Source organism: Paenibacillus sp. Soil766, from assembly GCF_001428105.1.
GTDB lineage: Bacteria > Bacillota > Bacilli > Paenibacillales > NBRC-103111 > Paenibacillus_E.
Genome location: NZ_LMSJ01000035.1, coordinates 28,929 through 50,761 on the forward strand (window position 1 = coordinate 28,929; position 21,833 = coordinate 50,761).

20 protein-coding genes are annotated in these 21,833 nt (G+C 46.7%); 6 read left to right on the forward strand and 14 right to left on the reverse strand.

Annotated elements, in window-relative coordinates; genetic code table 11:
* Positions 1 to 38: 38 nt before the first annotated feature.
* The gene (locus ASG89_RS25765) at positions 39 to 503 is read left to right on the forward strand and encodes a RidA family protein (RefSeq protein ID WP_057313891.1); all 465 of its coding nucleotides are present in this window, start codon (positions 39 to 41) and stop codon (positions 501 to 503) included.
* A 286-nt stretch (positions 504 to 789) separates the two neighbouring features.
* Here ASG89_RS25765 and ASG89_RS25770 read toward each other — a convergent pair whose 3' ends face one another.
* The 13 genes from ASG89_RS25770 to ASG89_RS25830 all read right to left on the reverse strand — a co-directional run bounded on the left by ASG89_RS25770 (position 790) and on the right by ASG89_RS25830 (position 16,099).
* Entirely contained in the window at positions 790 to 1,929 is a 1,140-nt protein-coding gene (locus tag ASG89_RS25770; RefSeq protein ID WP_057313892.1) for a toxic anion resistance protein, read from the reverse strand.
* 30 nt (positions 1,930 to 1,959) lie between these two features.
* Complete coding sequence (locus ASG89_RS25775) at positions 1,960 to 3,645, reverse strand: vWA domain-containing protein (RefSeq protein WP_057313893.1); 1,686 nt, start codon at positions 3,643 to 3,645, stop codon at positions 1,960 to 1,962.
* Between the two features lie 16 nt (positions 3,646 to 3,661).
* Complete coding sequence (locus tag ASG89_RS25780) at positions 3,662 to 4,402, reverse strand: hypothetical protein (RefSeq protein ID WP_057313894.1); 741 nt, start codon at positions 4,400 to 4,402, stop codon at positions 3,662 to 3,664.
* A 246-nt stretch (positions 4,403 to 4,648) separates the two neighbouring features.
* Positions 4,649 to 4,903, reverse strand: a complete 255-nt coding sequence (locus tag ASG89_RS25785) for a hypothetical protein (protein ID WP_057313895.1) — start codon at positions 4,901 to 4,903, stop codon at positions 4,649 to 4,651.
* Positions 4,904 to 4,942: 39 nt separating this feature from the next.
* On the reverse strand, positions 4,943 to 5,242 hold the full coding sequence (locus ASG89_RS25790) for a helix-turn-helix domain-containing protein (RefSeq protein WP_057313896.1): 300 nt from the start codon (positions 5,240 to 5,242) through the stop codon (positions 4,943 to 4,945).
* A gap of 43 nt (positions 5,243 to 5,285) precedes the next feature.
* On the reverse strand, positions 5,286 to 5,648 hold the full coding sequence (locus ASG89_RS25795; protein WP_057313897.1) for a type II toxin-antitoxin system RelE/ParE family toxin: 363 nt from the start codon (positions 5,646 to 5,648) through the stop codon (positions 5,286 to 5,288).
* A gap of 276 nt (positions 5,649 to 5,924) precedes the next feature.
* Entirely contained in the window at positions 5,925 to 7,658 is a 1,734-nt protein-coding gene (locus ASG89_RS25800; RefSeq protein WP_057313898.1) for a methyl-accepting chemotaxis protein, read from the reverse strand.
* Between the two features lie 86 nt (positions 7,659 to 7,744).
* Positions 7,745 to 8,776, reverse strand: a complete 1,032-nt coding sequence (gene mglC / locus ASG89_RS25805; RefSeq protein WP_057313899.1) for a galactose/methyl galactoside ABC transporter permease MglC — start codon at positions 8,774 to 8,776, stop codon at positions 7,745 to 7,747.
* Between the two features lie 17 nt (positions 8,777 to 8,793).
* The gene (locus ASG89_RS25810; RefSeq protein WP_057313900.1) at positions 8,794 to 10,311 is read right to left on the reverse strand and encodes a sugar ABC transporter ATP-binding protein; all 1,518 of its coding nucleotides are present in this window, start codon (positions 10,309 to 10,311) and stop codon (positions 8,794 to 8,796) included.
* Positions 10,312 to 10,458: 147 nt separating this feature from the next.
* Positions 10,459 to 11,535, reverse strand: coding sequence for a galactose ABC transporter substrate-binding protein (locus ASG89_RS25815; protein WP_414813287.1), 1,077 nt, complete (start codon positions 11,533 to 11,535; stop codon positions 10,459 to 10,461).
* A 117-nt stretch (positions 11,536 to 11,652) separates the two neighbouring features.
* Positions 11,653 to 12,621 carry a substrate-binding domain-containing protein gene (locus tag ASG89_RS25820; protein ID WP_235549922.1) on the reverse strand — a complete coding sequence of 323 codons (969 nt, stop codon included), beginning with the start codon at positions 12,619 to 12,621 and terminating at the stop codon, positions 11,653 to 11,655.
* On the reverse strand, positions 12,618 to 14,372 hold the full coding sequence (locus ASG89_RS25825; RefSeq protein WP_082593617.1) for a sensor histidine kinase: 1,755 nt from the start codon (positions 14,370 to 14,372) through the stop codon (positions 12,618 to 12,620). The genes ASG89_RS25820 and ASG89_RS25825 overlap by 4 nt, the downstream gene beginning before the upstream one ends.
* 68 nt (positions 14,373 to 14,440) lie before the next feature.
* Positions 14,441 to 16,099: a response regulator gene (locus tag ASG89_RS25830; protein ID WP_057313903.1), complete on the reverse strand. Its 1,659-nt coding sequence runs from the start codon at positions 16,097 to 16,099 to the stop codon at positions 14,441 to 14,443.
* Positions 16,100 to 16,538: 439 nt separating this feature from the next.
* Between ASG89_RS25830 and ASG89_RS25835 the strand changes: the two genes are divergently transcribed.
* The 4 genes from ASG89_RS25835 (at position 16,539) to ASG89_RS36695 (ending at position 20,333) form a co-directional block, all read left to right on the forward strand.
* Positions 16,539 to 17,495, forward strand: coding sequence for an AAA family ATPase (locus tag ASG89_RS25835; protein ID WP_057313904.1), 957 nt, complete (start codon positions 16,539 to 16,541; stop codon positions 17,493 to 17,495).
* 7 nt (positions 17,496 to 17,502) lie between these two features.
* Entirely contained in the window at positions 17,503 to 18,636 is a 1,134-nt protein-coding gene (locus ASG89_RS25840) for a DUF58 domain-containing protein (RefSeq protein ID WP_057313905.1), read from the forward strand.
* A complete protein-coding gene (locus ASG89_RS25845; RefSeq protein ID WP_057313906.1) occupies positions 18,617 to 20,002 on the forward strand; it encodes a DUF4129 domain-containing protein in 1,386 nt (461 codons plus the stop codon). The genes ASG89_RS25840 and ASG89_RS25845 overlap by 20 nt, the downstream gene beginning before the upstream one ends.
* 160 nt (positions 20,003 to 20,162) lie before the next feature.
* Positions 20,163 to 20,333: a hypothetical protein gene (locus ASG89_RS36695; protein ID WP_155993910.1), complete on the forward strand. Its 171-nt coding sequence runs from the start codon at positions 20,163 to 20,165 to the stop codon at positions 20,331 to 20,333.
* Between the two features lie 75 nt (positions 20,334 to 20,408).
* On the opposite strand, the gene ASG89_RS25850 is transcribed toward ASG89_RS36695, so the two are convergent.
* Positions 20,409 to 20,678, reverse strand: coding sequence for a zinc ribbon domain-containing protein (locus tag ASG89_RS25850; RefSeq protein WP_057313907.1), 270 nt, complete (start codon positions 20,676 to 20,678; stop codon positions 20,409 to 20,411).
* Positions 20,679 to 20,870: 192 nt separating this feature from the next.
* Between ASG89_RS25850 and hprK the strand changes: the two genes are divergently transcribed.
* Positions 20,871 to 21,785: an HPr(Ser) kinase/phosphatase gene (gene hprK / locus ASG89_RS25855; RefSeq protein ID WP_057313908.1), complete on the forward strand. Its 915-nt coding sequence runs from the start codon at positions 20,871 to 20,873 to the stop codon at positions 21,783 to 21,785.
* Positions 21,786 to 21,833 lie beyond the last annotated feature (48 nt).

The following is a 21,833-nucleotide window of genomic DNA, read 5'->3' on the forward strand; positions in this document are numbered from 1 at the left end:
ATAACCTAAACCTAACTTTTGACTTGGAGGTCATTCATATGTCCATTATTGAACAACGTTTGCAAGAGCTTGGTATCACCCTTCCCCCTTCACCAGAGCCGCGTTTCACATATATTCCTTGTAATCAAACAGGGAATTTGATCTACTTGTCCGGCCAAGATTGTCGTATCAACGGAGAGCTTATGTATGAAGGCAAACTCGGCCGTGAAGTCACGATTGAGCAAGGCCAAGAGGCAGCTCGTCAAACGATCATCAACTGCCTAGCGGTAATGAAAGGGTATCTTGGCGATTTAGACCGTGTTGTCAAAATCGTCAAAATGCTCGGCTTCGTCAACAGCGAATCCGGCTTTGGCGACCAGCCGTATGTGATCAACGGTGCATCCAACCTGCTCGTTGAAATCTTTGGCGAAAACGGCAAGCATGCCCGCTCCGCAATCGGCACGAGCGATCTGCCTTTCCACACGCCTGTGGAAATTGAATTGATCGTTGAGATCCGCGACTAAGTCAAGGTATAGTGCTCCGCGAACACTTGATTCCAATTAACTGGAAAATGTACATCTATTCTGGAGGAAACTCCCCGAAATTTCAGTTTACATGGAAAATTGGTAGTTAATTTATCCTCTTGTGCCCGAATTTCGTAAATTCCTAGTATTTAGCTGCAGGAAATACAGTTATTCGGCATCCGGGGTCTATTCTCACCGATTTACCTACAGGAAATACAGTTATTTATTGCAAGAGGCGCACAAACAAAAGGAACCTCAGACTTTACTAAGTCCAAGGTTCCTTTCTTTATAACCCCACAGCCGCGCCTCTTTCCAGCCGCAGAATCTGCTTCTCACCTGTTTCCGCTAGCTCACGGAATTGAGTAATCGTTTCGCGCATTTTGGGAAGCGCTTCTTGCTTATAGGTACTGATCGCCTGCAAGGCTTCAAAGCTGTCAGCGAATGCTTTCTTGAGCGAATCTGCTGAAATGCTGGCCTCAATCGCCCCTTTTTGAATTTCCACACCTTGCTGCTTCAACATCTGCCCCGTATGCTCAATGAACGTATTGGTCGTATTATACAAAGCATTCAGTTGCTTCAGCACCACCCGCTGATTGGCTAGCGCACTTGCCGCTGTAACAGCGACACGCAGAGCTGCAACCGTTACGGTACTTGCCCGATCCACCCCACGAATAAGTTCCTTATTATTCCGGATAACAACCTCGAAGGTGATGAAGCCTTGTTGATTGACGGCCATCATTGCTTGCATATCGAGCGTCCTCTGACGAAGTGGAAAAAGCACCTCTTCGGTTATGAATTGAATCTTCTCCGGATCATCATTTCGGGCTTTGGCAAGCGCGATTTGTGCTTCGATGGATTCATCCATATAGGAAACTAGCTGGATCTCTTTACGAAGTTTTTTGGTAAGATCACGCAGGGCATGCTGTTCGAGAAGAAGTGTCGTATTGTCATCCTTCAAGCCTAACTTGCCTTTATTCAGCGTTTCGATAATTTCGGCAATGACCATATCCGCTTTATCAAACTGATGGAAGTAGGACCTTAGCGGGTTAAAAAACTTCCCCAGGAACCCGCGTTTGACGAAGTCGATCCCGCTGGGATCGAGGTCCTTCATTTGGAGTTGCAGCTCCCCGAGTCCCTTGGCAACGATTCCCCCCTCATCACCCGCCCTCGATAGCTGCCCTACCGTTACTTGGAGTAAAGCATTTTTCTGGGAGGATGCTCGCATGGTCTCGATGCCGAAGTTTTCTACCGCAGCTAGAATATTTTTGCGTTTCTCCAGCGAATCGAGATCGATCTCCATGATCGTCTGTACATTCTGTTCCGCTTGTGCCTTCAGCTTGACAACTTCCTCTGGAACAGGCTTCACTTGTTCCTCTACAACGGCTTTAAGCACCTCGTCGCCAGCAATCTCCAACGAAAATGACATCCTAACTCCCCCTCAAAAGGTAAATTAACCCTACATCTGGACGTTAAGCAGATTACTTATTTTATAAACAACATCATCCGTGTCCGCATTAATGCTCGCTGCCTCATTAATACTCGAAATGCTCTGCAGCGCCGCAATATCCGCATTGTAACCAATCGTATAGACGGGAATCTGCAACGTTTCGATCAATCCTCGAATGTCCTTCAAAGAATGTCCTGCATTGGTTTCTCCATCACTCAATACGAAGATGATCGGTTTCACATTCGGATCCCCTGCCATGTAGTCTTGCAGCATTTTCATGGCAACTGCAATGGCATCAAACGTCGCTGTGCCTCCCCCTGCTTGGAGCGTACCTACGGTACCTACAAACAGCGATTGCTGATTGGTATCATACTTAGCAATGGGAAGATTGATCGTCACCCCGTTCGAGTAGGATACGAGACCAATTCTATTTTCTTTACCAAGATATTTCTGACCTTTGAGCAGGGATTCTTTCAATCGACTAAGAGGTTTACCATCCATGCTGCCAGATACATCCGTAACAAAAACAGCGGCAAGAGGCTTGCTTCCATTCTTCTTTTCTTTCCAAACCTTCTGAGCAGAAGAAAGTGTATTTCCATCTATCGCAGGGAGCTCACTCTTGTAATTTTCTAGCCCATTAAACCCTTTATCCTTGGCTGTTTGTTGATATTTCGCCCCTGCAACAAATTCTGCAAATCGCTTAATCACATCAAGCTTCACGATCGGCAAATCACCAAGAGCATAGAGTGGGCTGTCATGTCGATATCCAAAAGGTGTAAATACATAGTCATTCGTAAGCTCCGCCGCATTCTGGTATGTCTGGTATTCCAACACGAAGCCATCCAGCATCCCTGACTTCGCAGCATCTCGCATTTGAATCGTTGTAGATGCGATAAAGGGCACGTTCGTTTGGAATTTCTCAAATTCTAGAACGGCCTTCTCACTGATTGGGTTTTTATTATCCCATGTACTTAAAGCTGTAACGAGGAAATTAAGACCGGTAGAACTTGCGAAAGGGTCGGTATAGCCCATGGCAAATTCATTATTTGAAATCGCTTGCGTTACGGTATTTACATTGATGGAACCATATTTGGCAACAAGGGCATCATATTTTTTCTTCGCAATCACAATACCAGGGACATTTCCTACCAAACTTTTGGTGACTAGCTGTACTTTCGGACCGCCAGATTTGATCATCTCTCCCCATAACTCATTCGAAGGTGTAAAAGCATCCGGCACATATTTCCCTGACTTGATATAGTCCGTCGCCGTCCCAGAAGCAATATTGCGAATTTTCACCGAGGCCGTCTTCCCGTTAACCATAATCTGCGCTTTATTAAATTCATTTGCTACATCCGTTAGCCAACCATCCACGCCACTGCCGGACTTCTCCGTCGAGGAGAAAATTTCTACAAAATAATCCGTCGTATTATTCACTGTAATTGGAAATTTCGAAATATCAGGCAGCGATGAAGCGACATCGGCTGGATTAATATCAATCTGTCCTTTGACTGGTGTTCCGTTCACAACTGAGATTTTCTCGTATAACTTGTTCAACTGCTTTACAGCACTCTCCGCTGTCACTTGATTTTGGGATTTACCCAAATTGGCGGTGAAGGAAACGCCAGCATAGACACCGATAAATACAATAATCACAATCAGAAGCGAGATAAAGAAAAACTTCGTTTTATTCATGTTAAGAGCACCACCTCTACGGTTTGTAGAATTGTGTTTGCTTGATCAAAGCATCAATCTCTTGCATACCTGGCATTTGCCCAATATCACCCATCGCCATGCTATCCAGTTGAGAAATTTCTAACAGCAACCTATCCAATTTAAGCAAAATTTCTTCATTTATATGTAAGGCGGTTTTAACAAACGACATATGTGCCTTGTACACAGTTCTTTTTTCTTGCAAAAGTTCGGGAGATAACTGGCTCGTAGTCTGTTTGGAGATACTTTGAAACTCCTCTTCATCGAATACATGGAGACGGTTTATCATACTCCGTATATTGTGAAAAAATAACTTCTCCACCTCTTGCGTCGTAGAAGCAAATTTCTGAAAGCTAAGTCCGCTCGGTTCAAATCTCTGGATGAGGACACTTCGTATGGTCTCTTGTTTTTTGCGCATTCGCTCCAATTGGTGCAGGCCAAGCGTAATTTCCTGTGCTAAGGATTTGACGCCTTTGCATTGTTTCAAAGCACCCTCCAAATCTTCGGGGCTCTTCATCTGTTTCGCTGGGAGTCGAAGGTTTGGCTTCATGACTATGCTGTAAATGCCAAATAGCAATACTAGGGTGCTCCCCAGCAGAATGGAAACGGTGAATGCCGTTTGCAACGCACTGTGTCCGATTCCTATCCCTAGAAATCCCGGTGAAAGCATGACAATATCAAACAATGCGACACCGCTCGTTAGCGCAATTAATTTCATTATTTTACCTGCGGCTTCCATCAAAGGGACAAACTCCTCTCTTCGCAATTTCAACTCCCCGAATTCAACAGGTGATTTTTATTCGTTTACGTTACCGAGCTAAGAATGCTGATATAGAATTATATGCAGGACCTATAGGACATATCTGCTTTCTGTTGGTCAAAGTGCAAGGAAAGATGTCACAGAGCCAGCTTATTGTCACTAAAATGACAACGGGCTGTCCCACGAAGTAGATTGACTACTTGAGGACAGCCCCTATAGGGTTAATTAATTATTCTTTAGCATGATTAAAAGCGAAGACTTGCATTGTGTTGACCGAGAAGTATGAAAAAAGCAGTACTCACGTTGTGGATCTTGCTTGTGCAATCCACTATATCGACGCATTGCTGCCATTGAGTCATCGAACTTGTCAATTACCACAACTGCTTCAATAAATCGACTACCTTCTTCAGAATGTGCCTTTGTTGCTTCTAAAACAACCCATTCATTTGGGAACTTCTCTTGCACTTCTTCCCAGCGCATCTCATCACCTCCTACTAATATCCGTACCGTAATTATATGCTAAACATGTGCCAATTGATTTCCAGTGACTGCATGCTCATCGGTCTCATTCAATTGCATGTTCATGCCTAGGGCTATGGCTACTTTGATCAAAGTGTCTACTCTCGGAATTTGCGTACTGTTTTCTAATCGTGCGATCTGTGCTTGAGAAAGACCAGCCTTTTTCGCAACTTCGATTTGAGTTAATCCAAGTATTTTTCGACGCTTAACAATGTCAGAAACCATCCGAGCAATCTGTCGTGTAGTTTCCGTTTCAATTGTATTTTCGCCAATCTCATGCATAAAATCTTCGAATTTCATCGAATTTCCTCCCCAACGGTACCATCAAGTTTTTTTGAATAATTCAATGATTACGCTTATTCCAGTCATCCCTTAACTGTATAGCTTTTCTTATTTGTTTAGGCGGGGTTTTCTGTGTTTCTTTGCGGAAGTGATTCAACAAAATAAATCTCCCCTCCTTGACTTGGAAAAACATGACCCTATATTTATCTGGACGCAGTTCCCAAATGTCATCAACAATGTGCTTGGCAATTTGCCCCGGGACGTATGTTCCCTCCCATTTTATCCGTTCAATGCAATAGTGTATCTGATTAAGTACGATTCTGGCTTCCTTTATTCCATGATTTTTTCGACGTTTGAGTTCACGTAGCCAATCTTTCAACTCTGAATCTCCATATTCATCTTCATAAATTTCTACTTTGTACATTTGTTGGTTTGGCTCTTTTATTGCAATTTCCTTATACGCAATAAATTATGCCGAATATGATATTTATTATATCATATTCGGCATAAAACTCAAATAGTATAACACAATATTAAACAAACACCATTTACTTTCTACTTCCTCCTTATTTCGGCAGATGAATGCAAAAACCCCTGACCAGCAGGCGTATAAACTACGCTTGCCAGTCAGGGGTGTGCTTCACCGCCAATTTCTTACTTTCACTATACTACACATGTAAAAATTATGGATAGTATTTTTTCACACCCGAAACCGTCCAATCAACCCCTGCAGCTCCGCAGCCATGCTGCTCAGCACCGTCGCGGACGAGACAATCTCCTCCATGCTCGCGTACTGCCCCTCGATGTTGGCGGAGACGTTCTTCGCGCCCGCAGCCGTCTGCCCCGCCACCTCGTCGATGGCGCGAATCACGCCTACGGCGACGAGCGTCTTCTCGGAGATCGCCTCCGAGCAGCCCGCTACTTCCTCGATCTGCCGAGCGACCTCGTCCATCGCCGAACGAATGCGCCGGAACGTCGCTCCCGCTTCGCTGACGACCTCAAGACCCGTCTCCACCTCGCGGCTGCCCGCTTCGGTGGAGCGCATAACGTCCCTCGTCTCCTCCTGGATACTCGTCACGAGAGAAGCCACTTCCTCCGCCGCTGCGCCGGTCTGCATGGACAGCTTGCGGACTTCCTCCGCAACCACAGCAAACCCCTTGCCCGCGGCGCCTGCACGTGCCGCTTCAATCGAAGCATTGAGCGCCAGCATATTCGTCTGCCGCGCAATACCTGCGATCATCGCGTTCGCGTCCACGATTTTCTCCGAACGGCCGCTTAAGCGATCGACCGAGACGGCCAACTCATCCATCTTCCGATGGATAGCCTTCATTTGCAGCATCGCAGTCTCTATTGCCGCCGTGCCTTCCCCCGCCTCCTGCTGCGCTAACAAAGACTGCTTATTCGCTGTCTGCGTGACACTAGCAATCTGCGTAACCGCCGCTGACATTTCCTCCATGATCGCAACACCTTGATGCACACTGCCTACCTGTGCATCAGTGCCCTGCGATATGATTTGAATCGTTCCCGTGATCCGCTCCGATAACTCACTAACCTGATTGGAATTCGCACTTAGCTCTTCCGAAGCCGCAGCAACCTGCTCGCTGCTACTGCCCACCTGGCGAATCAAGCCCTGCAGATTGCCTTTCATTTGATTGAAGGCTGTCGCCAAATCCTGCAGTTCATCGCGGCTGTTCACCCCAATATCACCTACGGATAAATCGCAATTCGCGATTCGCTCTGACGCTCTCACCATGGAGCGCACTGGCGTAACAATGCTTCGCGATACCAAGAGACCTACTACTAACGCGAATACTAATGCCGCTCCACTCACCCAAATCAATGTCTTAATCGTCGTCGAAACAGTCTGATGATTCTGTTCAGAAGCATCTGCCTGAATGATGGCTTCAAGTTCTTCTATTTTAGCCGCCGCTTGCGTCAATGTTTCCGTTGTTGGAATTGCCCACTGCATGGCTTCCGCCTTAGCCAAGGTGGCATCGCCTTTTTCACCGTATGCAACCACCTTTTGAACTAACCTAGCAAAAGTTTGATTCGCCTCCAGCATAGATCCAACAGCGGATTTCTCATCCTCGTTACCTCCATTATCCTGCATCTTTGAAATGATCGTGGAGAGTGTTGTGTTCATTTCGACAAGACGTTTTTCCCTGTCTTTCGTCGGATCCAGCACATAGCCAAATAATAAACTTGTTTGCATCTGTGTTTTTTCTTTGATTTCTGCAACGTCCTGAAGTAATCTCACATTCTTATCAAGCAACTCCGTGTAGGAGTTGTCCACTTTCTTTATATACATGTAAGATAAACCGCTCGTGATCCCAACCAGCAAAGAAACGAGAACAAAGGCCCCCACCAACTTGGTTTGTAACGAAACAAATAGGAGTCGCTTCTTCCAGTCCGATTTATTATGATTTGTATGCATTGTTCTACTCCCCTCAGCCACTCCGTAAACGCTTACAACGGTCTCGACTATAAAAGGCTGCCGAGAATATCGACAGCCTCCATAACCTACTTCGAATTCATATATTTGCGCATATCAAACGCTACCGCAGCAACGATGATCACACCTTTGATAATTAACTGCCAGTATGGGCTAATCCCGATAAACGTCAGACCGTAGTTGATAACGCTGAAAATCAATACCCCTGCAAGAACACCTGGTACCGTACCGATACCGCCTGAAGTGGATACACCGCCGACAACGCAAGCCGCGATCGCATCAAGCTCGTACATGTTACCATAGTTATTCGTTGCGCCACCCGTTCTTGCCGCTTCCAATACCCCTGCAAGTCCGTAAAGCGCACCCGCAATCGCATAAATGTAGATCAAGTAACGATTTACGTTAATCCCTGAAACGACAGCGGCGTGAATGTTGCCGCCAATTGCGTACATATATTTGCCAAGCTTTGTTTTATTAAATACGATCCACACAATAACCGAGACGACAATCGCGAAAATAACGATATAAGGAATCGAGTACGTTGAGCTAGATCCAATTGCGCCAGTTCCCAGACTGCTGAAATCCGGACGAAGACCACCGATTGGTTGTGATTGGTTTGGCTTCATATCGAAATACAAGGAGTTCGCACCGTACACGGCAACCATCGTTCCTAGTGTCGCAATGAATGGCGGGACTTTGAATTTAGCAACGACAATCCCATTAATTAACCCAACGATTAAACCCGCTACAACAGCAATTAGAATCGGAATAAACATTGGCAATTGCGGTAAGTCTGGGAAAAATCTTCTGCCATACTCCTCTGTTTGGAGCATCGATGCGGAGATAACCGCGGATAAACCAACGATTCGCCCTGCGGATAAATCCGTTCCGCCCGTGATCAGAATGAATGCGGCACCTAACGCGATAATGACGCGTGTGGAAGACTGCAATAAGATATCACGTAGGATACTTACCGATAAAAAGCGTGGATCATAAATAGCGATTCCAATAACTAGAACAACTAGTACGATGTAGATGGCGTATTTGGTAATGAACCCGCTAAGGTCTCTGGATTTTAATGTTTCTGTTTTGGTAGTCATGTTCTAGGCCCCCTCCATTATGCCATATGCTGTGCAGCAAGGCGCATAATCTCTTCTTCTGTTGCTTTATTTCCTTCTACAATCCCCGTAAGACGTCCCTCACACATAACCATAATTCGGTCTGACATCCCAAGAAGCTCGGGCATTTCAGAAGAGATCATGATAATACTTTTCCCCTGCTTCGCAAGGTCAGCAATGATGGAGTAAATCTCAAATTTCGCTCCTACGTCAATTCCCCGAGTCGGTTCATCGAGAAGAAGTACTTCAGGTTCAGTTAACAGCCATCTGGCCAGCAAAACCTTTTGTTGATTACCACCGGACAAGTTCTTAATGAGCGCATGCATATTCGGCGTTTTCACGCGTAGCATCTCGATGCTTTGTTTCACTTCTGCTTTACGTTTCGCTTCTTGAATGAAGCCTAAAGGATTCATGTATCGTCCCAAATTAGCGATGACCGTGTTCTCCAAAACCGATAACACTGGGAAAATACCGGTTACGCGGCGCTCTTCTGTCAGCAAAGCAATCTTCTGCTTGATCGCATCCATCGGCGATTTCAGCTTCACAGGTTTCCCGTGAATGGAGATGCTTCCTGAAGCAATACCTCTCATCCCGAACAGGGATTCAATCAACTCCGTCCGTTGTGCCCCAACAAGGCCGCCAACACCGAGAATCTCACCCTTTTTCAGCTCAAAAGACACATTCTTGAATGATTTAGGAGCGACCGAAGTCAGGTCCTCAACCTTCATCAATACGCCTTCTGGCACATTACTGCGCTCAGGGAAACGCTCTTTCAAATCACGTCCAACCATCTTTGAGATGATCATATCTGTCGTAAGCTCGGAAGATGCCCATGTCCCAATTTTGGTACCATCGCGCATAATCGTGACTTCGTCCGAAATTTCCAAAATCTCTTCCATTTTATGTGAAATATAGATGATCGAAACACCGCGACTCTTCAAATCGCGAATGATGCGAAACAACTGCTCAACTTCGTTACCCGTAAGCGATGAAGTCGGCTCATCCATAACAATGACTTTCGAATTGAAAGAAACAGCCTTGGCGATTTCAATAGATTGCACTTTAGATACTGATAAGGTACCGACCAGTGTATCCGGCTTAATATCCATTTGGAGTTGTTTGAACAAACTTTCTGTATCTGTACGCATTTTTTTGTGATCCACTAATTTCAAAGGTCCGATACCTTTTAGCGGAAACCTACCTAACCAAATGTTCTCCATCACATTGCGATGTGGAACAGGGTGAAGCTCTTGGTGAATCATGGAAATACCGTTCGCTAAAGCATCTTTGGAGCTCGTAATTGAAGCAACTTCTCCATTTAGCTTAATTTCTCCACCATCGGGCTTATAAATGCCGAATAAACATTTCATAAGCGTCGATTTTCCCGCACCGTTCTCTCCCATCAGCGCATGTACGCTTCCTGGACGAACTTTGAGGGTGACATTATCCAGCGCTTTGACGCCGGGGAACTCTTTGGAGATTTGATTCATTTCCAATAAATAGTCATGTACAGTCATGGTAACTCCCCCTACAGCTCACGATAATCCCCACAAAGTGAAGCCTTTATTCGAAGCTTATTTCTCTTTATCTTCACGGGTTTCCAAAAAAGGAAGGCAAAAGCGCGATTGTTACTCGGTTATCGCATCTCTTGCCCATTCTCACAATTACTTCGCTTCGTTCATGTTAGCTTTTGTGATTTTTTTGTAGGAAATCCAAACGTATTTACCATCAGTGATATCATAGCCAGTTGTTTCTTTGCTTGGTACCAAACCATTCGCAAGAGCTGTTGCTACGCTAGTTGTTGCAGCACCTTGGTTTTTCGCATCGTTTAGAACTGTTCCAAGAAGCGTTCCATCGCTAAGTGCTTGTAGAGCAGGAGCAGTTGCATCTACACCAACTACTGGAAGGAATTTGTTGTCTTTGAAATAGCCTTTTGCTTTCAAAGCTTCGATTGCACCAAGCGCCATATCATCGTTGTTCGCAAGAACAGCTTCGATTTTGCTTTCGCTGGAAGCTAAGAATGCTGCCATTTTCTCTTGACCTTTAACGCGATCCCACATTGCTGTATCTTCTGCAACTTTTTCTACACCCATACCGGAATCCGTGATGGCTTGGATAGAGAATTTCGTACGAAGCTCAGCATCTTGGTGTCCTGGCTCGCCTTTAAGCATAACGTATTGGATTTTACCGTCTTTGTTTTTGTCAGCTTCTGGGTGAGCTTTGAAGTAGTCAACCAATAGTTGGCCTTCCATTGTTCCGGATTGCTCAGCTTTAGCGCCTACGTAGTAAACTTTATCCCATTTCTTCATGTCCGTATCAAGCGGCTCACGGTTCAAGAAGACAACTGGAATGTTCGCTGTTTTGGCTTTATCGATGATAACGCCAGCTGCTGTACGGTCAACTGCGTTGATCGCAAGTGCATTTACTTTTTTCGTGATGAAAAGGTCAACTTTATCGTTTTGAGTTGGTTGGGAGTTTTGGCTGTCTACGATATCAACATTCGCTTTATCTTTCGCCGCATCTGCGATCGCTGCACGAACACCAGACATGAACGTATCGTCGAATTTATAGATGGCAACACCGATTGTTGGCTTTTTGCCAGCTGCTGGAGCTGTCGTTGCTGCTGCACCTGTGGAAGCTGCTGGAGCTGTACTAGCTGCTGGTGTTTCTGTTTTATTTCCACAACCTGCAACGGTTGCAACTAAAGCGCCTGCTACGGCAAGTGTAAGTAATTTTTTCAAGATAAGACCCTCCCTAAAAGGTATATTGTTTGTTTACATTCCTTACTATAATGGTTCAAAGCACATAAACAAATGCAATATCCTCATGTCTTCTATCGAAATTCTCATCACTTTGTATCACTTAATAAATGGGAATAGCAATTTTTGATTGTCTGACCAGAACATATTAGTCAAATCAATCGCCTTAATCCCCGTTTCCACGCGCTTTGGCACCGTTTTTCCCTCAAGAGCGTCTACCGCACTTTTCACGCCCAAATAACCGATGCTAAACGGATTTTGAATAATCGTTGCTTGAATGACCCCCTCTTGGAGCAGCTCTAACTCCTCAGAGGTACTGTCAAACGTGATGATTTTCACCTTTTCATTCAAATTCCGACTCTGTACCGCACTGGCAACACCAATCGATGAAATTTCATTCAGCGCCACAATCCCATCCAGCTCGGGATGTTTGTCGATGACATCATGCGTGAGTTGGGCAGAAAGCTCCCGATCCGTTAGGCTGTATACCGTATCAATCACCTGTACGTCGGGAAACTTCGATATTTCGTCCAATAGCCCTTTTTCCCTCAGCTCCGTATTTCGCTCCCCTTTCCGGAAGCTCATAATAGCAATTTGCCCACTCTTGCCAATCAGTTTAATCAGTTGTCGTCCTGCTAATTGACCTGCTTCATAGTTATCCGCTCCAATAAAACTACGCACATTCTTCGTCTCCACCTCAGAATCAACCGTAATAACGGGAATATGCGCTTTACCGGCTTCATCCACGATGGGAGAAAGCTCCTTATAGTCATTAGCTGCTAAGACAATCGCGTCCGGCAAGCTTGCAATAGACTGCTCCATCAAGGCTATCTGCCCCTTCACGTCGGCCTCATCACCAGGTGCTCGGAAGTCCAACGTCACATCAAACTCCTTCGCCGCGACCTCTGCCCCCAACTTAACTGTTTTCCAATAGTCACCTTCTTGACTGCGGAGAACGACCTCTAAGTGTTTCTTCTGCTCCGTAGGCAAGGTTTCCACACGCTCTGTACAGGACGACAGCGAGAGAAGAGCGACCAGGACGGCGATCAACATCGGTTTTATTCTCACCCTTCACTCCCCCCTTCGTTATCTAATAAGGCTGGAATCGCAATGCGGACGGTCGTTCCTTCCTCGAGCTCACTATCAATGTGGACCCCATACTCCATCCCAAAATACAGCTGAATCCGCTCATGCACATTTCGTAGTCCCACACCGGAGCCCTTTTCACTTTTCACCTGACCGGTCATAATACTCTTCAGTGTTTCCTCTGACATCCCGACACCATTATCTCGAATCTCGAAGAGTATCTTTCCTTTATCCATCGTGACAATGAGCTCAATCAACCCTTCATCCACCATATATTCGATCCCGTGATAAAGCGCATTCTCCACAAAAGGCTGAAGAATAAGCTTGAGTGTTTTATAGGGAAGCACCTCTTCTGAGACGTTAATCTCGTACTCAAATTTATCTTTATAGCGCATTTTCTGGATGATCAAATAGTTACGAATATGCTCGATCTCTTCCCCGATCGTAATAATACTCTTCCCTTTGCTCAGCGATATCCGGAAAAATTTCGACAGAGACGTAATCGTGGTCACGACCTCCTCATTCCTCCCGTTGCCAACCATACGAACGACCGAATTGAGTGTATTGTATAAAAAATGCGGATTAATCTGCGATTGGAGAACCTCCAGCTCGTTCTTTCGCTTAATCTCTTGCTCCTCGATACTCTGATCCATCAGCTCGCGAACCCTCGACACCATCAGATTGAAGCGCCGCGAAAGCTGCTCGACCTCATCAGCTCCACGCACATGAATATACGTGTCGAAATGCCCTTTCTCCACCATCTCCATCGACTTCTTCAGTCGTTTAATCGGCTGTGAAATACGCGCGGACATGAACGAGGAAATCAACAAAATGAAGAACAGGACGATCACTAACAACCAAATCATGAACGTCGAAATTTCCTTGCGCGTCGTCATAATTTCATCGAGATAAGAGACCCCGATAATTTTCCATCCGATGTTATTGACCGTCCGCACAACGTTTAACCGCGACTCCCCTTCGCTCTCATCCATATATCGGCCATACGAAAATTTGAGCGCTTGCTCCACATTCTCATATTTCAGACCAATATAAATAAGCTGCTGCTGCGGATGATATACAATACTGCCTGCTGAATCGTCAATGATATAGACATAACCCTTCTTACCTAGAGAAACCGTACGAAACACATCGTCCAATGTCTTGAAATTGATGTCTACCAAAATAACCGCATCCACCAAGTTTCCATTCTGCTCGATCGTGACCCCTTTACTCATGGATACCACCCACTTATAGGGATCTTTGAATAGGTTTTGGATATGTGGTAAGGAAAAGGTCAGATGGTTCGGGTTATCAAGGGCAGACCGAAACCACGGCTGCTCGAGCAGCCGTGTATTTTTGCGCATCTCTGTTTTGGGCACACCGGTAACCAACCCGCCATCCGCGGTAAATAGATGAATAGATACAATGTCCTCACGCGTACTCGCGATCGTGTCTAGTTGTTCGAGCAGCTTGTCCGACGGGATGCCGCGGCTTTTGGCAATTTTGGCATCTACGACTTCAAACGTATCCGCCATCCCATTGATGTACTGCTCCAGATTGAATTGCACCTGCTCAATCACTTGGGCTGTACTCAGAAAGGCGCTCTCCTCCGCTGTTTTGGCAAATTTATTATAGAGCACCAAGGAGACGACAAGCATGACGGTTACGGTAATAAGAATGAATGACATCGTTATTGTAAACTGAATACTTTTTACCCGCATCGTATCGAGCATAACGTTATATAAAGCTTTCAGCAGCGTACTCACTCTGCGTTTCAAAGCAACTCTCCCCCTTCTAGTCCCTACAGCCCCTTGACGCTGTTATTGCGATACTCCTTCGGGGAAACGCCCACATTTTTGCGAAAGGAGAAGCTGAAATAATTCGCATCCGCATAGCCCACCTTCTCAGCGATTTCCAGCGCCTTCATATCCGTAGAACGCAGGAGCTCTTTCGCTGCTTCCATCCGAATGTGGTTCAAATAGTTAACGAAGGTCATTTTGGTTTCTTTTTTGAAAATGGAGCTGAAATAACCCGCACTGATATGCAGATGTCCGCACACCTTATTAATATTGATATCCCCCTCATGATAATGGCTCTTTGTATAATCCTTGGCTAGATCCACGAGGTTTTTATACGTATATTGACGATCCGTTGCAATATGACTCATCATGCTCGCACAGAGCTCGGCCAACCAATGCTTCGCTTCCTCCAATGAGGTGAATTTATTAATCTCGGTAAAAGGAACGAAACTCTCGCCAAATACCTCGTCAACATTCAGGTTCGAGTCCTTGGCTGCTTTCAGAATACAAGTAAGAATTTCAAGTAAATAAATCTGATAATCCTTCACCGACACACCGGCCTCGATGCCCTGAAACAGTTCATCAATCGTCTCTCGGATCTCTTGCGTCGTGCCTACCTTAATACAACGGGTCAACGCATGTTCCTTCACATCGTCGAATCGAATCTTATCCACGTTGCGCTTCTCTACATCATCAATGTAAATCATGCGATTGCTGCCCAGAATGAGACGATAGTCGAGGGAAAGCACGGCATCTTCATACGAATAGCTGATTTTCGTAACGTCCTTCATCACACTGCCCACCCCAACAGTAAGGGTGAATTTCAAATATTTTTCCACACTCTGCCGAATTTCTTCCAGAACCCTCATCGTTTCCTGCAGCGCCGCTTCCTTATCCTTACTCTCTCTGGCCGCTAACAAGACAACCTGATCATCATGCATGAAAACGAGGCCTAGTCCACGCTTATTGGCGATTTCTTCGGTAATATTTAAGAGGGCGAAATATTTCAACGCCTGATCCTCAGAGTATTTCAGAGAAATCGACTTCGACAGTTCCTCCCGATTCTCCAAATCTTCTTCCGAAATAAAGACCCCATCGATGCTCAAAACGGCAACTACATAGCTATTTCCGCTAAGCGCAATCCCATAGTTCGCTGCCTTCTCAAATACCTCGTCCCGCGGGAGCTTCCGATTCATTAATGTCGCTAAGAAATTCTCCTTCAGCACCGGCATGCTCTTGCGGTAATGCTCCTTAAGCAGCTGCACATCCTTACGATGCGCAACCTCTTCTTGGATGTGTCCTTTTACCTTCAAAAGGGCATTCACCAGCTCCTGTGCGGAAAATGGTTTCAGCACATATTCATCAATATGCAGCTTAATCGCCCGTTGGGCGTACTCAAATTCATCATGCCCTGTCAGAATGATGAGCTTAATCGTGGGAAAGCGCTCTCTAATTGCTTCAGCAAGCTGCAAGCCATTCATGAAAGGCATCTGAATATCCGTTACAACCACATCCGGCAGCAGACGCTCGACCATTTCTAGCGCTTCTTTCCCGTTCTCTGCCTTGTCGACAACTTCAAAGCCAATCGCTTCCCAATTTATTTCACGGACGACACCTTCGCGTACATCCTCTTCGTCATCCACTAACAGCAGCTTGTACATGCCTGACCTCCCAGGACTCCCCAATTTAGAAACATCGCTCATCGTATTTCTATTAATCACCACCATTGTACTCACTGCCCATCGAATATACAAATAGAAATCGAGATCAACCCATCATTTCTTAAATAGTCCGAAATTACCAATCCTCAATTAGTCAGAATTGACCGATCTAAATCGCCCCAACCGACATCCTCCCGCGAAAAGTGGGCATTTAGTTCGGTGGAATCGGACTATTGTCACTCCAACTCTATCACTGCTACTAGTCGTAAATGAAAAGTTGGTAAATATCCCCTATCAGGTGGTAAAATTAGATGACGTATATGTAAATCCTGACACTTCGGCTACCCGTGTGAACCACTTTGACTACGTAGGGAGCCTATAAGCCACAAGCCAACCACAGCAATCATTCGCATCATTCACTATTTAGGAGGTTAATCATTTGAATATCGCACCTATTGCACGCATCGCATCCCTTATCAAAGAAAACGTTGGTCACGTTATTATAGGCAAAGACGACACCGTCGAGCTCTTGGTCATCGCACTGATCGCCTCCGGTCACGTGCTGCTTGAAGATGTGCCTGGCACAGGGAAAACCCAGCTGGCGAAGGCACTGGCCCGCTCCCTGGACGGCTCGATGAAGCGCATCCAGTTCACCCCCGACTTGCTGCCTTCCGATGTAAGCGGCATCAATTTCTTCAACCAGAAACTGGGCGAGTTCGAATTCCGCCCAGGTCCGCTCTTCGCTCACATCGTGCTCGCGGATGAGATCAACCGCGCGACGCCGCGCACACAATCCAGCTTGCTGGAGAGCATGGAGGAGCGCCAGGTCAGCATCGACGGGGAAACGCGCAAGCTGGAAGCACCGTTCCTCGTCATAGCCACGCAGAACCCTGTCGAGAATCAGGGGACCTTTCCCTTGCCGGAAGCGCAGCTCGACCGCTTCCTGATGAAGCTGTCACTCGGCTATCCGACGACAGCCGAGCAGGTTTTGATCTTGCAGCGCTACCAGCAGCAAGATCCGCTGGATCGGCTGCTGCCGGTCGTGAGCTGCGCTGAGCTGCTCGAAGCGCAGGGGCTGTTCACGCAGGTGCGCGTCAGCGACGACCTGCTGCGCTACATCGTGCAGCTCGCGGAAGCGACGCGCACGCATGCGGATGCCGCGCTCGGCGTCAGCCCGCGCGGCGTGCGCGCCTTGATGAAGGCGGCGCAGGTCTATGCGGCGCTGCGCGGCCGCGATTACGTGCTGCCGGACGACGTCAAGGCGCTGGTAGCGCCCGTCTGGGCGCATCGCATTCTGCTGCGCACGCGCTCGCGCCAGCAAGATCAGCAGGTGCTTGCACTGCTGACGAGTGTACTTGCCGCTACCCCCGTTCCTACGGAAGTGAAGATGGGGTAACGGACGGATGAGCATAAGCTGGATTGTCCTTATCGCTGCCGCTCTGTTCTTACTCCAGTTTCAGTTTTTCGCCCGCTGGGGGTTTCGCGGACTTCGCATCGAACGAACCTTTAATACGACACATTGCCATGTCGGCGATGATATTCTCATGATTGAAACTATCGTGAATCGTAAGCTTGCGCCGATTCCCTGGCTGCGCTTAGAGTCAACGATTCATGCGGGACTCCACTTCACGCAAATGAACAATCTGGAAGTGAGCAGCGGCTCCCTTTTTCAAAATCATCGCAGTTTATTCAGTCTAATGCCCTATACCCGCATCGTGCGGCGCCATGGTGTTCATGCAGCGAAACGCGGCTGGTACAAGTTGGAAACCATCGCTGCAACGATGGGTGATTTCGTCGGATTGCAAGCAGCTTCTACTACGCACCGTATACACGTAGAGCTTCTAGTTTACCCGCGTCTGGTGAATCGCGATGACATTCCACTCCTGTCTAGCCGTTGGCAAGGAGATGTAACCGTCCAGCGCTGGATCATGCCTGATCCCTTTCTCGTATCCGGTGCAAGGGAGTACCGCTATGGTGATACGATGAATAGCATTCATTGGAAAGCAACGGCGCGCAGCCAGCGGCTTCAGGTGTACAACCGAGAATTCACGGCTGATCCTCGCTTACTTATCATCGTTAATAGTCAAGTCACCGAAACGATGTGGGATGCCGTAACCGACCCTGAACTGGTCGAAATAGCCCTTTCCTACGCCGCAACATTAGCCGAACATGCCGTTAGCCGAGGTGTTCCTGTCGGTTTTGGCTACAACGGTTGGCTGCAGAATGAACCTGGTGCTCCCGTGTACTGTGCGCCTGAAGGCGGCTGGGGGCAGCTCACACATCTTTTTCAAACGATGGCGAAGCTCGCGATCTCTTGTGCCCGCTCTTGTGAAGATTTTCTTGATTATGGCATCGAGGTGGAAGGTGAAGCGCTGGATATCATTCTGCTGACTGCCTTCGTATCTGAGGGGATGGCACGCAGCATCGAACGACTTGAAGCATCCGGACATTCCGTCTTCCTAGTCCCCTTGCAGCATAATCTTCTTGATCTCAGCGATAAGGAGGCGACGCCATCCGATGCTCAAGCCCTTGCTTAATCAAACGAATTCTCCGCCTTCTCGTTTATCCTACTTTCTACGGGGATGCGGCCTTGCACTCTTATTCAGCTTCGTCGAACTGGTTATCTTTGCACCGCTCGTTACATTAGCTCAAGTTTATGTGTTCGATAGCGCACTTGCGCTAACTTGCATCCAATTGTTACTCTGCTTCGTGATTGGTGTTTATGTGGGACAATTCAAGTGGCTCTCTCGCACAGGCTACGAGGTCCTTGTCTGCGTAGCCGCAGGTTACGGATTATCTTTTGTTTTTCAAATGGACCCCTTACTGGTTGCTTTAAGTGCGGCCATTAGTGCACTACTCGTCTATCGGGGGATTCGGTATACCAAAGATGGACGGTTCTCCCTTTATCCACCTGGGGTTTTCGTGATCTCTGGTGTGATGTACTTCATTGGTGTTCCCATTATGACCCGAGTAGAGCTTATGCATCCGTACAAAATAGCCTTAAACGGACTCGGATTCGCTACCCTGATCCTCTTCTTCTTCATAACGAATCGCTCGCAGCTTCTTGTCGCTACCTTAGCAGGGAATCATCGCGCTGCCGCCTCGTCGCTGTCTCAAACCGTGAAACGTTCTAGCCGTATTTGGTTAATCGGCTTTATTGGGGTTATTGCAGCCGTCGCTTACTTTCAGCAAGTCAAGCAAGCCCTTATGCGCCTTCTGCATGGCATCCTTGCTTGGCTGCTGGGATTGATGTCTTCCGAAGAACCGCCTGCAGTTCCTGAAGCCAGTCCTTCAGCACCGCCTCCGATGGTGCTTCCGCCAGTTGAACCGCATGAACCAGGTTGGTTTGGGATTCTCATGCAATATCTTGTGCAAATTGTTGGATATGTGTTGATCATTGCACTCATCCTCGGCTGCCTCTATCTAATCTTGATGAAGCTTGCACCAGCGCTTCTCTCCTTCATTCGGCGCTTTTGGAAGCGATCGCTGCGTCGTGAGCAAGGGGATACTTCTGACGACGGTTATACCGATGAGAAAGAAGCCCTGCTCGATTGGAGAGAGCTTCCTAATCTGTGGTGGCGCAAAGCAAGCTCCAAGCTGTGGCCTTCTTCCGCACGCGGGCTATCCTGGTCACAGCTGCCGAACAATCAGGAACGCATCCGCTATCTGTACCGTGTGTTGATTAGGCAGGCGAGCAAAAGCGGTTACACTTTCAAACGCACATTAACCCCTAACGAAACAGGCTGGGAGCTCACGAATCAAACACAACTTGCAGAAGGTTCCGTTCACGCGCTTACCACAGCTTATAATCGGGTGCGATATGGAAGAGAGACAGTCACAGACGAGGAGCTTGCTCAGGTGCTCCAAAGCCTTGATCCGAACATTCGGAATCAGTTGAAATGAGATAAGCCTACCCTAAATCTTCCATCTTAATTGCTAAGTGGTATAAACAATATGCTTATTCTTAGGCGAATGAACAAGCTTTTTGAAAATACCGTCACATATTTTCAAAACTTCGCATATACATAATTGTTTGAATACAACCGATTGAGGTGGTTTTGAGATGTTAGCATTAAAAACCGGATCAGAAAAAGAAGAAGTGCTTCACACGCTTTACGAAATGGGCTTGGATCAAATCGCTAGATGGATCCTCGTATTACCTGAAGACAGGTGGGAAAGCATGTTTCTCTCGACATGGCCAACACTTGCCAAAAAATGCGGCTTTCACAGATAGCTGCTTTTACATACAGAGACACGGAATGCAAGTCATTAGAAAACGCTCTACACCTTGGGTGCAGAGCGTTATTTTTTACTTATTGGATGACCATCTTTTCAACTTGGGAATATTCTTCGTGAATAGCCCTGTTAGAAATCGCGGGAAACCGAACTCAACTAACTTCCCTTTTACCAGTTCTCTCATCTGTTCAACCGTTAGATCAGGCGATGTGAAAGCACCGTTCTGGTAGCAATGACTGCAGTACATCTTACTTTTAATACCCGTTTTCTCCGTACCGCCGCCTTGCTCATCCCGAGCGAGAGGCATCCCGCAGCTTTGACAGTTCTTATAAGTTACATCCATGTTCGTTCGATCCCCTTACCACTTTTCCTACAATCATACCAACTTAGCTTGCAAAAGCAATGGAAACCATAGAAATCGTTGTAAAACCAATGTTCAGAAGGCTCATACGCCATCATTTAAAGGATTGTTCCTATAGGAAAGAGAATCTAGTAGTGAACGACCTTATGATCAACTCGAAGGAGGATCACCTGTTTGAAGTCCGTCACTGTAAAAGATTTAGTTGAACGCTTCTCGCTCGAAATTCTTGCTGGCCATTCGGAGCTTCACCGTCCTATTACCAAAACAAAGGCGCACCGCCCAGGTTTGGAATTTGTCGGCTATTTTGAATATTTCCCGCAAGCGCATGTACAGCTATTAGGTCGTAAAGAAATTACCTATCTGCATAAGCTCAGCGAAACTGAAAGAAATTTGCACATTGGTAATATCGTCAAATATCACCCGCCTTGTTTCGTCGTAACGAGAAACCAAGAAGGCTTGAAATACTTAAAGAAGTACTGCGAAGAAGAGAAGATCCCCCTTCTCCGTACGAGTGCCCATACGAGCAAATTCCAAGACTTAGTTGATTTATTTTTGAGTAAATCTCTTGCTCAGGAGATCGCCGTTCACGGGGTATGCGTCAATGTTTCGGGGATCGGCGTCCTGCTGCGTGGGAAATCCGGTGTTGGCAAGAGCGAGACCGCCCACACACTGATCCGCAGAGGGCATCGCTTAGTCGCCGATGATATCGTGGTGCTCAAGAAGATTAGCCCTGAAACGCTGCTTGGCACGCACAATGGCAAAACGAAGGAATTCCTCGCGCTGCGCAGCGTTGGACTCATCAATGTCTCACGGCTTTATGGCCGCAAAGCTTTTCAAGATGAAACACGCATCGTACTCGATATCGAGCTGACGAAGTGGCAGGAACATGCTCTTAACAATGATTTAGAGTTAGAGCCTACTTTCACCGATTATATGGACATTTCAATTCCCCATATTGAGATTCAGCTACAGCCCGGACGCGATGTAGCCGGTCTTATCGAAGCCGCTGCCAACAGCTGGTATCTGCGTCAACAAGGCTACAGTGCAGCAGAAGAATTCATGCAACGCCTGCAATCCGACACCGATTAGCCTGCTATCTCTCACTAAGTAGTTTTACGTATACCGTCCTAAAACCTC